General features: G+C 53.3%; 12 protein-coding genes and 1 pseudogene. 4 read left to right on the forward strand and 9 right to left on the reverse strand.

The genetic code is table 11. The features are described 5' to 3' along the window. Nucleotides 1-133: 133 nt before the first annotated feature. The 3 genes from NSS83_RS04360 to NSS83_RS04370 all read left to right on the forward strand — a co-directional run bounded on the left by NSS83_RS04360 (nucleotide 134) and on the right by NSS83_RS04370 (nucleotide 3,079). Complete coding sequence (locus tag NSS83_RS04360; protein WP_340993147.1) at nucleotides 134-1,375, forward strand: MFS transporter; 1,242 nt, start codon at nucleotides 134-136, stop codon at nucleotides 1,373-1,375. Between the two features lie 451 nt (nucleotides 1,376-1,826). Next, nucleotides 1,827-2,141 (forward strand): helix-turn-helix domain-containing protein, encoded by a 315-nt coding sequence (locus tag NSS83_RS04365; RefSeq protein WP_340750738.1) that lies wholly within the window; start codon nucleotides 1,827-1,829, stop codon nucleotides 2,139-2,141. Nucleotides 2,142-2,146: 5 nt separating this feature from the next. After that, a complete protein-coding gene (locus tag NSS83_RS04370; protein WP_341182892.1) occupies nucleotides 2,147-3,079 on the forward strand; it encodes an IS3 family transposase in 933 nt (310 codons plus the stop codon). Nucleotides 3,080-3,333: 254 nt separating this feature from the next. On the opposite strand, the pseudogene NSS83_RS04375 reads toward NSS83_RS04370, so the two are convergent. The 8 genes and pseudogenes from NSS83_RS04375 to NSS83_RS04410 all read right to left on the reverse strand — a co-directional run. Next, nucleotides 3,334-4,677 (reverse strand): annotated as a pseudogene (locus NSS83_RS04375) (FAD-dependent oxidoreductase); the annotation flags it as partial. A gap of 22 nt (nucleotides 4,678-4,699) precedes the next feature. Next, nucleotides 4,700-5,548, reverse strand: a complete 849-nt coding sequence (locus NSS83_RS04380; RefSeq protein WP_076079291.1) for a carbohydrate ABC transporter permease — start codon at nucleotides 5,546-5,548, stop codon at nucleotides 4,700-4,702. After that, nucleotides 5,532-6,446, reverse strand: coding sequence for a sugar ABC transporter permease (locus tag NSS83_RS04385; RefSeq protein ID WP_340940359.1), 915 nt, complete (start codon nucleotides 6,444-6,446; stop codon nucleotides 5,532-5,534). Before NSS83_RS04385 ends, NSS83_RS04380 begins: the two co-directional genes overlap by 17 nt. Before the next feature lie 19 nt (nucleotides 6,447-6,465). Next, complete coding sequence (locus NSS83_RS04390) at nucleotides 6,466-7,158, reverse strand: hypothetical protein (protein WP_340993151.1); 693 nt, start codon at nucleotides 7,156-7,158, stop codon at nucleotides 6,466-6,468. 86 nt (nucleotides 7,159-7,244) lie between these two features. Next, a complete protein-coding gene (locus NSS83_RS04395) occupies nucleotides 7,245-8,534 on the reverse strand; it encodes a sugar ABC transporter substrate-binding protein (RefSeq protein ID WP_340940357.1) in 1,290 nt (429 codons plus the stop codon). Nucleotides 8,535-8,664: 130 nt separating this feature from the next. Beyond that, nucleotides 8,665-9,432, reverse strand: coding sequence for a response regulator (locus NSS83_RS04400; RefSeq protein ID WP_341347765.1), 768 nt, complete (start codon nucleotides 9,430-9,432; stop codon nucleotides 8,665-8,667). Then, a complete protein-coding gene (locus tag NSS83_RS04405; protein ID WP_341347766.1) occupies nucleotides 9,425-11,215 on the reverse strand; it encodes a sensor histidine kinase in 1,791 nt (596 codons plus the stop codon). The genes NSS83_RS04400 and NSS83_RS04405 overlap by 8 nt, the downstream gene beginning before the upstream one ends. A 253-nt stretch (nucleotides 11,216-11,468) precedes the next feature. Next, nucleotides 11,469-12,431, reverse strand: coding sequence for a YafY family protein (locus NSS83_RS04410; RefSeq protein ID WP_341347767.1), 963 nt, complete (start codon nucleotides 12,429-12,431; stop codon nucleotides 11,469-11,471). Between the two features lie 101 nt (nucleotides 12,432-12,532). On the opposite strand from NSS83_RS04410, the gene NSS83_RS04415 reads away from it, so the two are divergent. Next, nucleotides 12,533-13,486, forward strand: a complete 954-nt coding sequence (locus tag NSS83_RS04415) for a Gfo/Idh/MocA family oxidoreductase (RefSeq protein ID WP_341185558.1) — start codon at nucleotides 12,533-12,535, stop codon at nucleotides 13,484-13,486. Between the two features lie 712 nt (nucleotides 13,487-14,198). Here NSS83_RS04415 and NSS83_RS04420 read toward each other — a convergent pair. Then, the gene (locus NSS83_RS04420) at nucleotides 14,199-14,687 is read right to left on the reverse strand and encodes a flavodoxin domain-containing protein (RefSeq protein ID WP_036695408.1); all 489 of its coding nucleotides are present in this window, start codon (nucleotides 14,685-14,687) and stop codon (nucleotides 14,199-14,201) included. Nucleotides 14,688-14,696: the final 9 nt, after the last annotated feature.

Below are 14,696 nucleotides of genomic sequence, written 5' to 3' on the forward strand. Positions count from 1 at the left end.
CCTTTTAAAAGGTGAAAAGTGACATATGATTCTTACACTTTTATTTCCCCCTTTGTTCTATACAATTATACATAATCATTCGATAAGAAGCATGCTTCAAATTCAAACTATTGATTAGGAGACAGGGATTCAAATGAAACAACATCTGCGCCATATTCACCCGCTGGCCTGGACCATCATCATCGGAACGATGTTCGGCCGGCTGGTTACTTCAATGAGCATTCCTTTTCTCTCTATTTATCTCACGCAGGTGCTTGGCGCATCCGCTACCCAGACCGGGTTCACCGTGGCCGTCAGCTCGCTGGCAGGGGTAATGATCAGCTTCTACGGCGGTTATATCTCGGATGTGATCGGGCGCCGGATCGTCATGCTGGTCTCCGTGTTCGGCTGGGCCTGCGTATTCTTCGGCTTCGCTGCAGCGCAGCATTTATGGGTCTTCTTCCTGGTGAACACGCTCAACGGACTGTGCCGCGCCGTATTTGAACCAACTTCACGGGCATTATTGTCAGATATCACCCCGCCGGAGCAAAAGCTGCTGGTCTTCAATCTGCGGTATGCGGCGGTGAATCTGGGTGTGGTCTTCGGTCCGATTATCGGCCTCCAGCTCGGCTCCGCCAAGTCCACCTTCCCGTTCGTAATCGCAGGGATCGTCTATATCGCCTATGGACTTGTTCTGTTCCTGCAATTCTCGGTGCACCGTGCCAGCCTGCCTGTGCATGGAGAAGCCCGGACGCCGAAGCTGCTCGATGCGCTCGCGGTCACCGGAAGGGATAAGGTATTTCTGCCCGTTCTGCTGGGAACCATCTTCTGCGTCCTCGGGTATGGCCACTTCAGCTCTACACTGGCGCAATTTCTGGCGATGAACACCCATTTCAGCAATGGCAGCCAAGTCTTCTCTTATATGCTGTCGCTTAATGCAGTGACGGTGCTGGTCGTACAGTATCCTATCGTGCGTGCAGCCAGCAAGTTCGCGCCGATTATCCCGCTCATTCTGGGCAATGTCTGCGTAGCCCTTAGTCTGCTGCTGTTCGGAATGCCTGGAGGGGTGCCCCTGCTGATGTTCAGCGTGGTTCTGTTCACTGTCGGGGAAGTCCTGCTCTTCACGATGATGGATATGCTGATTGACCGAATCGCCAAGCCGGAATGGAAAGGCACCTACTTCGGTACGATTGGCTTCAATAATCTGGGCAGTGTAATGGCTCCTATCCTTGGAGGACTGCTGCTGGATCAGTTCGGCGCTCTGAATGGCCCTGCGGTGTTCGTACCGCTTGCGCTGACTACGGCGCTCGGCCTTCCTTTCCTGATTACCGCGCATAAAAGACTCCGCATCCGCGAGGCCGCCGAAGCCACTGAAGCAAGGCGGGTTGGCGCTTGAGACGTTGAACACATTAATAAACCCCAGACCTGCGTAAAGCGGATTTGGGGTTTATTAATATATACTTATCATTGTTTTTAACTCTTGTGATCGTTAATAAGTTAACATAATAATTGTTATGTTGAAAAATAATGATTATACTGCAACTAAACGCCGCTGCACTAGCCTAATGTAATCGGTTTTCCGACTACATTCCGCCTACGAACCATCCCAGTGCCCAATGTAATCGGTTTTCCGATTACATTCCGCCCACGGACCCTCCCAGTGCCCAATGTGGTCGGTTTTCCGACTATATTCCGCCTACGAACCCTCCTAGTGCCTAATGTAATCGGTTTTCCGACTATATTCCGCCTACGAACCCTCCTAGTGACTATGTCTCCACAGCCCCCTAATGAAGTTGGAGTCCTCCCCCACAAAAATGTAGACTAGAGATAGGAGGAGGAGGAACGGTATGGGACACTTAACAGGAACAAGAGAGAAGGCAGCGCAAGAGGTGTTATCTGGCATTAAGGCGGCGGTGGTTGCCCGAAAGTATGGGGTGACTCCGTCCACGGTGAATCAGTGGGTGAGGGATTACCGGGAAGCCCATGGAGAACAAGATCATCCGTACCCCCAGGAGCAGGTAGAGGAACTGAAGCGCCTGGTAGAGGTCGAGCAGAAATATGAGAAGGCGGTCAAGATGCTCGGTGAAAAGGAGTTAGAGATTGAGATTCTGCGTGAACTGCTAAAAAAGCCAACCCCTGCTTATCCGAAAAAATCGAGGTAGCCGAGATGTTCATTAAGCAGGGATATTCCGCAGCGTTGGTACTACGTCTCATCGGGCTCGCAGAGTCCACGTACTACGACCGTAAGAAACGCAAGTCACAGGATGCACAGGCCGTACTCCAGGGGCGCGGAAGACCCGTACCCGGCTACTCTCTGACCGAGTCTGGAGCGAAAATTAGCGACGAGGAAATCCAGGAATGGCTGCTGGAATTAATCGCTGGAGAAGAGCACGTGTACGGATACAAACTGCTGGCCAAGTGCTTGTGGAACCAGCACCGTTTAAAGCTCAATCACAAGAAAAGTTACCGGCTGTGTCAGGCGCTGGATATCCTGCAGCCGCAGCGTCACAAGCGTTTTAAGCATCCCCGGAAGCTGCCGGAGAACCGGGTCATTACCGGAGCAGGCCAGCTCTGGCAGATGGACATTAAGTACGGGTACGTGGCGGGCCGGGACCGGCATTTCTTTGTCCTGAGCATTATCGATGTGTTTACCCGTGTCATCGTCGGCTACCACCGCGGATCGTCGTGTGAGGCCAAGCACGCCTGCCAGACGCTGGGACGCGCCATGGAGCAACACTGCGCCCCTGGCAGCGTACGCCCGGTGATCCGCACCGACAACGGCCCACAGTTCGTCAGCCACCTGTTTGGCGACATGTGTGAAAGCTGGGAAATGACCCATGAACGCATTCCGCCTCGAACGCCGGATTTAAACGCTTTTATTGAATCGTTCCACAGTAATATTGACCGGGATTTGTTCCGCAAAGAGGCATTCGACACGTTCGAAGAGGCCTATGAAGCGGTGGACCGGTACATGGACTTTTACAACAACCGCAGAATGCATACGAGCCTTCGGAACATGCCGCCAGCTACGTTTGCGGAGTGGGTCCTGACCCAAGAAGACCGCTCCCGCTTCTTCTGGCCGAGAGAAAAAGCGAAATAAAGAGCATATCTACGATAAGTACTGATTTGATACGGAGGACTCCGGGATAAGGGGGTCGCACCGATGTAATCGGTTTTCCGACTACATTCCGCCTACGAACCCTCCCAGTGCCTAATGTAATCGGTTTTCCGACTACATTCCGCCTACGAACCATCCCAGTGCCCAATGTAATCGGTTTTTCGATTACATTCCGCCCACGAACCATCCCAGTGCCCGATGTAATCGGTTTTCCGACTACATTCCGCTCCGCAGCTCTATAATACTACCCCATCCCGCTTCAGCTGCTCCTGCAACTGCGGGATATCGAGCGCCTGCGGCTTCACCCCTGCGGCCGCCGCGAGCGCCGCTGCCGTCCCGGCCGCCTGGCCTGTGGCCATGCAGCTTGGCGTCAGGCGGGTCGTGGCCAACGCTTCGTGCGAGGTCGAGATGCATCTGCCTGCAGCCAGCAGATTGGACACATTGGCGGATAGCAGACAGCCGTACGGAATGTCGTAAGCGCCGTCTCCGGCAATGAAGGAAGCCGTTACCCCCTTGCCGGACGGATCGTGAATGTCGATCGGGTAGCCGCTGCGGGCAATGACATCACTGAACTTTCGGCCTTCTATGACATCTTCTTGGATCAGCTGGTAATAGCCTTTAATCCGCCGCGATTCGCGGATGCCGATCTGCGGTGCAACCGCTGAGATCGAGGCCCGTTCGAAGCCCGGAACGTCGCGCTTCAGAAACTCGGCCATGAGCAGCACCTGCTTGCGCCCCTCCTGCTCCGCCAAGGTCAGATCCTCCGCATTCGTTGCGTCCAGTCCCTGGACGCGGGTGCAGTTGATCAGCACCTCATCATCTGCCGGACCGGCAAAGAACAAGACCTGATCGCGGTTAATCGGCACCTCGGCCCGCTTCCATTGCGAGTAGAATCCGCTTACCCCGGTGAGCGGCAGGTCCGGCAGTTCAGCGATCGGCGTTTTGCTGTAGAACTCTTCGGGATGGCTGATCATATATGCTTTGACCTTGTGCAAATCAACGCCGCGCATTCTGAACTTCATCGTCATCGGCTGGGAACGGTTATCCCCCTCCCGGCCCTGCAGCGTTTCAGCCCCGGACAGCTTCGCTACATCGGCATCTCCGCTGCAATCCACGAAGATGCGCCCCGTTACAGGCGTACGCCCGGATTTATTGGTCACCACGACATGTTCAATTGCGCCGTCACTGACCAGCACCTCATCCACAAAGCTGTGCAGAAGCAGCTTCACCCCAGCTTCATGCAGCATATCTGTAGCTACCACTTGATAAATCTCAGGATGGTACGGCGTCAACGTATGCACGAAGCCTACCGTATCCCGGAGATGGCCCGGCGAACCACCGCTGGCCTGCAGCCGGTCTACGATTTCCTGGGCGATGCCCTTGATCACCTGCTCGCCGCTATCGGTGTGAAAGGTCATCCAAGGATAGACCATAGCAGCGGTGGACATCCCGCCCACGAACCCGTAACGTTCAATGAGCACGGTCTGTGCTCCCAGCCGTCCGGCGGCGATGGCCGCCGTGATTCCTGCCGGGCCGCCCCCCACGATAACGACATCTGCCTCTATTGCAGGATTCATATCATCTACTCCTTTTCGGTGTGTGCTATTCCTTCAGCCCTGTCATGGCTACGCCCTCGATGAACCGCTTCTGCGCCATGAAGAAGACGATCAGCAGCGGCACGGTTGCCATGACGGTGGCGCTCATCAGATAATGCCAGGAAGTGCCCACTTCATCTGTAAACAACGATAATCCCAGCGGCAAAGTCATCAGCTCACGCGTATTAATGAAAATAAGCGGGTCGAAGAACTCATTCCAGATGGACACGAACGTGAAGATCGTCAGTGTCGCCATGCCGGGACGGGCAATCGGCAGCATAATTGTCCAGTAAATGCGGAACCGGCTGCAGCCGTCGATCATCGCCGCCTCCTCAAGCTCCGTGGGTACAGTAATGAAGAATTGCCGCATGACGAAGATTCCGAACACGCCGCTTGCGCCGAAGATCGGCAGCAGAATCAGCGGCAGATGCGTATCAATCCAGCCCAGGTCACGCATGAACAGGAACATCGGGATCGCCGTCACTTCATGCGGAATCATCATGGCGCTGAGCAGCACCAGAAACACGGCATTTCTTCCGGTAAAGGGAATTTTGGCAAATGCATAACCAGCCAGCGAAGCGAAAAACACGGTTCCCGCCACGACGACAAACGAAATGTAGACGCTGTTAAAATAGAAGCGGTGAAACGGGATCAGCGTAAAGACATCCACATAATTCTGAAACTGGAATACCGGCGGAATCAGCTGCGGCGGGTAGGTGAAAATATCCTGCGGCCGTTTGAAGGAAGTGGACAGCATCCACAGGAACGGAACAAGCATAATCAGCGATACCGCCGTTAATGCGGCATACACTCCTGCTACTGACAGCCTTTTGCTGGTGTTAGGCGTCGCCTTCATTGAATACCCACCTCTTTCGCAGCTGCCACTGCAGCAGAGTCAAGATCAACACGACAAAGAACAACACAAATGCCAGCGCCGAAGCGTAGCCCATCTGGAACAGCTTGAACGCTTTTTCCCAGATGTAATAGACCAGCACCTTGGTGCTGTTACTCGGTCCGCCCTGGGTCATGACATAGATCTGGCCGAACACCTTCAGCGAGCCGATTACGGTCATCACCACGGTCAGAAATACGGTGGGCGTAATCATAGGCAGGGTCACGTTGAAAAAGGTTTTGGTCTTGCCTGCCCCGTCCAGCTCAGCTGCCTCGTACAATGAACGCGATACCTGCTGGATCGCAGCGATGAAGAGCACCATGTTCAGCCCCACGTTCTTTAGCACACTTGTCACAATAACGGCTGGCATCGCCAGCCTCTCGTCATACAACCAGGCGGCCCCTTTAATGTTGAACAGCATCAGCAGCTGATTGATCAGCCCGGAATCGGTGGCGAACATATACTTCCAGACGATGGACCATACGATCAGCGAAGTCATCACGGGAACGAAGATCGCGGTGCGGAAGACGCCGATGCCCTTCAAGCTTCTGGATAACAGCAGCGCCAGCATCAGAGCCAGCACAATGTTAAACGGCACCAGACCCAGCGTGAAATAAGCCGTGTTGCCGAAGACCTTCCAGAACAGCGGGTCCACCGCAATATCCTTGTAATTATCCAGACCGACGAACCGGTGCTCACCAAGCAGCGGCCAGTCATTTAGGCTCATATAGAGCGCTTTCCCCATCGGAAATAACAATAATAACGTGAAACCAAGCAGCATTGGCGATATAAAAAGCCATCCGGTCACCTGTGCCTCGCGGGCAAGCGGACCCTTGTTTCGTCTCTTGACCTTTCTGTTCATGCCGGAATTCACCGCCCCCCTAGCTCAATTTGTCTATTGCACCACGGAACGAGCTAACCGCACGCCGCAGCTCATCTTCTGTCTTGCCCGTCACCACCGCACCTAACATGATCGCCTTCACTCCGGCACGCTGCAAGGCAGGAACATCTCCCTCTACCAGCTTGCGCTGGGAAGGCACCAGCACGGGAAGACCGGAATGGTCAGCCAGATACCGGTATTTCAGCAGGTCTGCGAAGCTGAGGGCCGTACCGTATTCGCTGCCAGGCACAATGGAAGCTTCAAGCGCCGTGATCCCGAATTGCGCCCCCGCCTGAACCTGACTGAGATCATAGGTGTCATTAATGGCAAAGGTCCGGTCCAATCCATGGTCCTCCAGCATAAAGGATGGCAGATGATGGGCATAGATCGAATAGAAATCGAACCCGAGCGGAGCAAGCCGCCTGATCTCTTCTTCCGCCACACCCTCTAAGCTGCCGGAGGGCACTACCCCAAAGGGACCGTCAAAGGCAGACCGGATGTCACTAAAAATATCCTCATAGCTGTCAAGCGGACCGAAATGAGTACCACTGGCCCGGTGGCCGACATTAAAATGAACCTTCAAAGCATCCGCGCCTTCCTCAAGCGCTGCCTTCGCCAGTCTTACATCATTGGCAGGAAGGCTGATGATCAAGGACAGGGCGTTTTGCTCCAATCTTTGCTTCAATTTACCCATTGTATTTCGCTCCCTGTTTCGGGCAGTCCGTCAAGCCGGACGCTGCTCTCTGCTGAACGCCGGTTGACGGTCCCTTGCCCGGAGTCTTATTTCAAAATAGCCTCGACATCAGTCTGCATCTTCGCCATATTGTCCTTGGCGGACGCCGATTGGCCGAACAGGCGGTCAAAGCCTTGCAGCACAGCATTGTCGATATCCTGCCAGCGGATGTGGCCCGGAATGATGCGCGCCTTCGGCATTTCATCGATAACAGCTTGCACGATGTGCTCGGCTGGCGGGTTGTTCGGCTGATTCAGGAACGCATCGGAACTCAGCACCGATGTACGCGGCGGCACGAAATAAGTGGATGTCGCTTCGATCCCCGACTGGCTGGCGAACAGTTTGAGCAGCTTTTTGGCTTCCTCCGGATGCTTGCTGTCCTTGAACAGCGTATAGCCTGCTTGACCCAGCATCGGAACACTGCCTGCGGAGCCGGACGGCATCGGCGCAATGCTCCATTCAAATCCTGTAATCTCACGCGCTTTCGAGACATAGCTGTAGTTGTCGAAGAACATGCCCAGATTCCCTGCATCGAAGCTAATCTGTTCGCCTGCTTTCGGGTGGGATTCGTCCTCATACATCATCCGCTCCAGCAGCTCCATGGTCTCCACGCCATACTGGTCATTCCAGGTGAACGCGGTCAGATCCTCATTGAACGGGCCGCTTCCATAAGACCACGAGTACGAGGACAGAATGGCCCAGGTCTTCCAGTCACGGAAGAAGTTCGCGCCATACACCCGCCCCCCAGCATCTTTGACAGCAATCGCTTTGGCCGATTCCTCAAAGGTCTTCCAGGTCCATTTCCCTGCGGAAGCCAGCGTATTCGGGTCCGTCAGATTCGCCTTGTCGAACAGCGTCTTGTTGTAGAACATGACCACCGGCGGTGTCGAGAACGGCAGGCCCAGCAATTGATCCCCGTCCCGGAACAAATCTAGCGTGCTCGGAATATAATCGTCCAGGTTAAAGGAAGCATCGTCCTTGAAGGAGGAGACATCCGCCAGAATGCCGTTGGCCTTGAACTGCGGGATCATCCGCTCCGAGACCCAGGCGATATCCGGAAGGGATTTCCCTGCGGCCAGCACGGATATTTTCTGCTGATAATCCGTGAATGGCACCGAATCCATAGTCACCTTAATGCCCGGATTGTCTGCTTCAAATTGGCTGATCAGCTTGTTGTACACATCCATATGCCCTTGATTGCCCCACATTAGAAACTTTAACTCCACATCTTCCTGTTTCCCGGGACTCTCGGCATTTCCGCTTGCTGCGGGCTTGGCACAACCTGCCGTCAAGCCCAGCAGCATGGCTGAAAGAAGCACTGCTCCTGCTTTTTTCATGAACATCCCCCTTTGATATGTTAGTTTTAATGACTCTTTTAGTATAAAGGAGACGTATTCGGTGTAGAAATCATCCAAAATACAGGAATGGTTCGTTATATTTATGTTTTACGTTAGATTAACTAACACTTCATTCTTGATTATTAAATTGATTACGGTATTCTCCCCCCGTCATCCCCGTCTGCTGCTTGAACACCAGCATGAAATGCTTCGGGCTTTGATGGCCGGATAACCGGGCCACATCATATATTTTGAGCTGGGTATGGCTGAGCAGCCATTTCGCACGTTCCATCCGGGAATCGGTTACATAGTCTGAATAATTGCAGCCCGCCTCTCCCTTGAACAGCTGGCTCAGATACGTAGCGTTCAGATTGACATGGGAAGCTACCGTCTGCAGCCGCAGATCACCGTCAATATGCAGTCTGACATATTCCTTAACATCCCGTATGATCTTGCGTGTATCTCCTCCGCTGTCCACCCGCAGCGGGCCTGGCGTCTGTTCCAGGGAAGTTATGCCATGACGCTTATCGAGCAGCAGCCGTGCTTTTTCCATCACGCTAACCAGCTCATGGCGTTCTACGGGCTTTAACAGGTAATGAAGAACTCCGTATTCTATGGCTTTTTGGGCATATTCAAATTCGCCGTATCCGCTCACAATGATGACCAGCAGCCCGGGATACATCGACTTCACCTTCCCGGCCAGCGCCAGTCCGTCCATTTCCTTCATGCGGATATCGGTAATCATTACGTCCGGCAGCTCGGACTTTAAGTACAGGAGCGCCTCCCGTCCGCCCGGCATTTCAGCGGTCACCTCGAAAAAGGGCGCCGACCTGCTAATTAGCTCGCGCATCCCTTGTCTAATCACGATCTCGTCCTCTACGAGCAGCACTTTATACATTCTCTTCTCCCCCTGATTCCGGTATCGTTATCGTAATAGTCACAGCCAGCCCTTGTCCCGGACTTCCGTCAACCGTGAGGCTCCCGCCTTCCCCGTACAGCAGCTTGATCCGCTGGCCGATATTGCGCAGCCCCAGACTCTCCTCCTCGCTGCGCCGGAGCGAATCCATGGAAGGATCTTGTTCGATCTCCCGGTTCAGCGCCGTGAGTTCCTCCTCCTCTAAGCCGTTCCCGTCGTCACGCACCGTAATCAATAGCTCGTTGTCAAAACGCAGCGCTGACACCCAGATCGTCCCTTCTTCTCGCCCGGCGATCCCGTGATCGATGGCATTCTCCACAAGCGGCTGAATGGTGAGCTTCGGAATGCGCAAATGCTGCACATCCTCTTCAATCTCGTTATGCACCGTCAGCTTACCGCCAAAGCGGATCTGCTGGATACGGACATAGGAGTCCACGAACGCGATTTCCTCTCCCAGCGATACGAGCCGGCCGGCCTTGTCAATCGTATAGCGAAGCAGCTTGCCCAGTGCGGATACCATATCCGATACCTCATCATGCCTGCGCTGGACGGCCATCATATTGATCGATTCCAGCGTATTATAGATAAAATGCGGGTTAATCTGACTCTGCAGGGCGGACAGCTCAGCCTCCTTTTCCCGGAGTCCAATCACGAGTACCTCATGAAACAGGCGGTTGATTTCCTCCATCATCTTATTAAATCCGCGCCCGAGCTGCCCGAATTCATCTCCCCCCAGCGGACTGACCCGCATGTTGAAATCGCCCCGCTCCACCCTGGACATATTGCTCTTGAGCTCCACCAGCGGGAGGGTGATCCGGTACGATACCGCATAAGCGAGCAACAGCACCGTCACCAGGCAAAAAAGGGCAAGCCATAACGTGAAAATCATCATCGCGCGCGATTCCTTCAGCATCACTCCAATGGGAGTCAGGCCGATGACGGACAAGCCCGAATACGGGGACTTATGGCTGACAAACAAATAATCTGTGCCTCCCAGCCTCTCCCGCTCCCCGCCTTGCAGCTCCTTGATCCGCCCGGAGTGAATCAGCTCGCCGTATGCCGACTGCCCGTTTCCCGGCTTTTGCTCATACAGCAAGCGCTGGTCTCCGTCAATGATCATCAGGTTCGTGGATTGTTCAATCTTCAGCTTAGAGAAGACGGAGCCGAAGGCTGACTGCTTAGCGTCGATGAGTATGTAGCCCAGACGCCTCAGTGTTCTGGGTTCCTTGATCACCCTGGCTACCGAAATATAGGCTGAGGGGTCGGTTCCGGCATAATAAGAGGGATGATGCGGGGGAAGAATGATCCACTCGCCGTCCGACTGCTCCAAGGCGCTGAACCATTCGTCATGCCTGCCATCCCATGAGGTGTTGACCGCCAGCGGCTCCACGTTGGAGAACAGGGTTCCGCTGTTGCTCAGCAGATGGATGCCCCGGATTTCCGGACGATCGTATGCCTGTGCGGAGGTATATAGCTTCATTTTCTGATAATCATCAGACAGCGCCCATGTGCCTGAGCCCATAGGACCATCGTATTTAGCCAGAATAGATAACACCTGCTCGTCATACAGAGGCATCAGCGACAACCGCTCCAGATCCTTCAGCAGCCTGTCCAGATTGGCGTTGGCCTGTCCGGCGACATCCACCGTATATTGCTTTGTTTTCTCGTTCAGGGTGGAGGAGAAATGACGGTACGTCACCATTCCCTGCACACTTAACGGCAGCAGCGTCAGCATGGTGAACAGGAGCAGCAATCTGGTGCGCATTTTACTTCTTCTCAACCGTAGGATCAGCCCCCGCAGCATCTCAAGTCCTCCTTTTGTTAAGTAAGCTGACATCTAAACCTCTTTACAGTTTATCGTATAATGTTCTGTAATTGAATTCTATCCTCTTATGTTTGGAAAAGGTACGGTTCAACAAAGTCAATAAACCCCAAACCTGCTGACAAGCAAGGTCTGGGGTTTATTATTGTCACTCTTGGATCACCAGTTAGGTTAACATAATATTTATTATGTTGAACTAACTGTGATTATACATTTTATCCCACATTCGTACTTGATTGCTGAAATACTCTCTCAGCTCCGGCGGTCCCACAATTTCAGCATGAACCAATAGCGGCAGCACCCTCGCACAGGCTGAGCTATAATCATACATATTCACCGTAACCAGCTGAGCTTCTCCATCAGATTGGGTATTCATGACCTCCAGCCCCTGCAATATCTGCTCATTCTTAACGCGAGTACGGATGACCACCGGATAGAACTCCCGCGCTCTGCTGGTCAGAACGAAGGCTTGCTCTGCTTGACTCCAGTAGCCTTGGAGAGAGAACTGCTCAGGGATGGCATAGGTCTCGTCCAACAAGGTAACGGCTGTGAACCTTTCGCATTTGAATGTTCGCAGATCACCTGCCCGCTCGCAATAGGCCGCAAGATACCACTCCCCCTGCTTCACGATCAGTCCATAGGGCTGCAGCTTCCGCAGCGATTTCTCCCCATTCACCTTAAGATAATCTGCCGTAATCTTCAGCTCCCGCCACACCGCAGTGCGCAGAGTCTCAAGATACGGCACTGTTGCCTGAGCGCTCCACCACGGCGTAGCATCGAACAGGAACCGGCGCTGCGCGGTACGTATATCCTCCTGGTAAGGTGCGGGCAAACTTGCTTCCAGCTTCAAAAGCACACTCTTGAGCAGCAGACTCGTCTCTCCTGAACCGCTGGCCGGCATGCCCATCCCTGTCAAAAAGAGCTGGACCACCTCTTCCCCATGCAGCCTCCGCAGATTGACCGTATAGCCTTCCATCAGCGAAATCCCGCCGTTCGGCCCGGTGGCCGACACAAGTGGAATGCCCGATTCCGCCAGGACATCAATATCCCTGTAGATCGAACGGACAGAAGTTTCCAGCGCTTCGGCCAGCTCCTTGGCCTTCATTTTGCCCCGGGATTCAAGCAGTAAAAGTATAGCAATCAGTCGGTGCAGCCGCATGCGTCTCCCCCAATTCAAATGATTCGTCAGCTATTCTTGCCACTCTGTTGTCAACAATACTGCGTTAAGATGAATGTATCAAAATCAAGGAGCTGCTGCAAATGAACATTGGCATATTGGGAACTGGATTCGGGGCGTATCACGCCTCTCTGCTGAAGCAAATGGAGTTCGTGAACCAGATCGTGGTCTTCGGGAGGAATGAGGCCAAGCTGCTGAAGCTGAAGGAAGAGCTCGGGGTAGAGATTACGATGAATGCTGAGGACATTCTGTCTGATCCCGCGATTGACGTAGTGGATATCTGTCTGCCGTCTGCGTTACATAAGACCTATGCGGTAGAGGCGCTGAGACGGGGCAAACATGTTTTTTGTGAGACGCCAGTTGTTCTGGAGCCTGAAGAAGGGCGGGAGCTAATGGACGCTGAACAGCGGTATGGCCGCAGCATCCTCGTTAACCAATTCATCAAATTCGATTATGCCTATGAATACCTGGAACAGGCGGTTCGTGAGCAGACCTACGGGAAGCTACTGCATCTGAGTATGCGCCGGGAGACTGCTCCGCTCTGGGGAGATCTGGGCCTCCCGGCCATCGCTGCCAATCTGATGATTCATGAGCTGGATTTCGTCGCCTGGCTGATGGATTCACCTGAACCTTCTGCGGTCTGGGGGACCTCCGGGGGCAAGGATGGACAGGCGCTGGTCCTGGCCTCCTTCCTGCAGCCCGAGTGGAGTGCACAGCTCACCGTTTCTTCGCAGATGCCGGGGAGTTATCCTTTTACTATCGGGTATGAAGCCTATTTCGCGCAGGCGAAGCTGGAGTTCCGTGAGTGCAGTGGTGCGAATGGGGTGATCCAGGCGAGCCTTGCCGCGTACACTTCCGAGGGACAAGTGTCCATCCCGCTGATTCCGAGTAATACCTATGCCAAAAGCTTGCGCCACGCCCTCTTGAGCCTCAGGGACGGGACAAATTCTACGCTGTCGCTGCGACATGCGCTGAAGTCTCTGAACATGGCCTTCCAAATGACGGATCAGCTTACAGCGGGCACAGTAGCTTTGTGATTCTGCCGGCCAGAAACTGGCCAATACAGGCTTCAAGTATCGGGCCGCCCGGTACTAAGCGAAGTTTGGGGAACGGAAGTTGTTGGATTTTCTACATTTGCTGATGAACGAATCGTCCCTCTTGGGACAACAGTTGGAAAAATGGCACTTCTTCAGGCGCATTCCCGGCTAATACGTAACATCGCCTCCAGTAGATGCTGTTTTTCCAATTGCTTCGGGAAATCTATTGAATACTACTGAAACAAGATACATTTTTCCACGTGTTTCCTTCAACAGCTTCACTCGGCAACCCTCTGCCGGCTCATCCCTCACTGCCTTGGCCCAATGGGTTGACAACGAAGGCCCGATTTGGCAGGGTTTTTCCTCCTTTTTCCGTGTGTTAGCCGCTAAGTTCAGATCAGAGTTTGACGTTAGGCGTAGTGATTAGGGGAGCTTGTATTTTTGTTTTTTCTATTGTGAATTTTTCATATGTTGAAATATGGTGATTAGAAAGTGTGGAGTTGCTGTATTCCGTTTTGTGGGTTTTGTTTTGTTACACTATCGTTAGCGACTTTAAGTTAACATAATATTTATTATGTTCTATCGATGTATTGCCGTCGATGTTTTGCCGTCTCTCTTTTCGTCTAATTCCCCTTCAATTTAACGCATTGGCGCTTCAAAATACTGCTGCTCCACCTCATTACATCGCCGCTAACCTTCGTTCTCCTCCACCCTACCCGCCTGCCGCCATCGTATGCGCGAAGCGTTCCAGCTTATCCATGGACAGCCCGCCTCCTGTCTTGTGCTCCTTGCCTTTTACCATACGTATAACCCACTTATCCAGCGCAGATATCCGGTCCGGGTAGATCTCATCGCCCATGATCTCTCTGGCAAGCGCCTTGTTGTAGATGATCCCGGGATATGCCTGCTTAAGCTCCTGCTCCCCCTTCTCCCCTGTCATTCCTGCACAGATGTACAATCCCAGCCGTTTGGTTAAAAGCTCTTGCTTGTGCTGGGCTGTAAATGCAGCCATCTCCTTACGGATTCTTCCATAGTAGATCGAGCCGCCTAAAATTACTGTGTCGTAGCCAGTCAGATCGGGCAACTTGCCAGATCTCAGATTCACCACCTCAGCCCCGTCCAGCCTGGCTTGCAGCAGTAAAGCGGCTTTTTCAGTACATCCGTATTTGCTTGCATACACGATCAAGATCCGATTGCTCATGAAGTCCGC

Origin of the sequence: Paenibacillus sp. FSL H3-0469, from assembly GCF_038051945.1 — a bacterium.
Lineage (GTDB): Bacteria > Bacillota > Bacilli > Paenibacillales > Paenibacillaceae > Paenibacillus_AQ.

Bases quoted from the DNA above. Each gene is read 5' to 3' on its own strand.
- NSS83_RS04360 (WP_340993147.1), top strand. From the start codon at position 134: ATGAAACAACATCTGCGCCATATTCACCCGCTGGCCTGGACCATCATC.
- NSS83_RS04365 (WP_340750738.1), top strand. From the start codon at position 1,827: ATGGGACACTTAACAGGAACAAGAGAGAAGGCAGCGCAAGAGGTGTTA.
- NSS83_RS04370 (WP_341182892.1), top strand. From the start codon at position 2,147: ATGTTCATTAAGCAGGGATATTCCGCAGCGTTGGTACTACGTCTCATC.
- NSS83_RS04380 (WP_076079291.1), bottom strand. From the start codon at position 5,548: ATGAAGGCGACGCCTAACACCAGCAAAAGGCTGTCAGTAGCAGGAGTG.
- NSS83_RS04385 (WP_340940359.1), bottom strand. From the start codon at position 6,446: ATGAACAGAAAGGTCAAGAGACGAAACAAGGGTCCGCTTGCCCGCGAG.
- NSS83_RS04390 (WP_340993151.1), bottom strand. From the start codon at position 7,158: ATGGGTAAATTGAAGCAAAGATTGGAGCAAAACGCCCTGTCCTTGATC.
- NSS83_RS04395 (WP_340940357.1), bottom strand. From the start codon at position 8,534: ATGAAAAAAGCAGGAGCAGTGCTTCTTTCAGCCATGCTGCTGGGCTTG.
- NSS83_RS04400 (WP_341347765.1), bottom strand. From the start codon at position 9,432: ATGTATAAAGTGCTGCTCGTAGAGGACGAGATCGTGATTAGACAAGGG.
- NSS83_RS04405 (WP_341347766.1), bottom strand. From the start codon at position 11,215: ATGCGCACCAGATTGCTGCTCCTGTTCACCATGCTGACGCTGCTGCCG.
- NSS83_RS04410 (WP_341347767.1), bottom strand. From the start codon at position 12,431: ATGCGGCTGCACCGACTGATTGCTATACTTTTACTGCTTGAATCCCGG.
- NSS83_RS04415 (WP_341185558.1), top strand. From the start codon at position 12,533: ATGAACATTGGCATATTGGGAACTGGATTCGGGGCGTATCACGCCTCT.
- NSS83_RS04420 (WP_036695408.1), bottom strand. From the start codon at position 14,687: ATGAGCAATCGGATCTTGATCGTGTATGCAAGCAAATACGGATGTACT.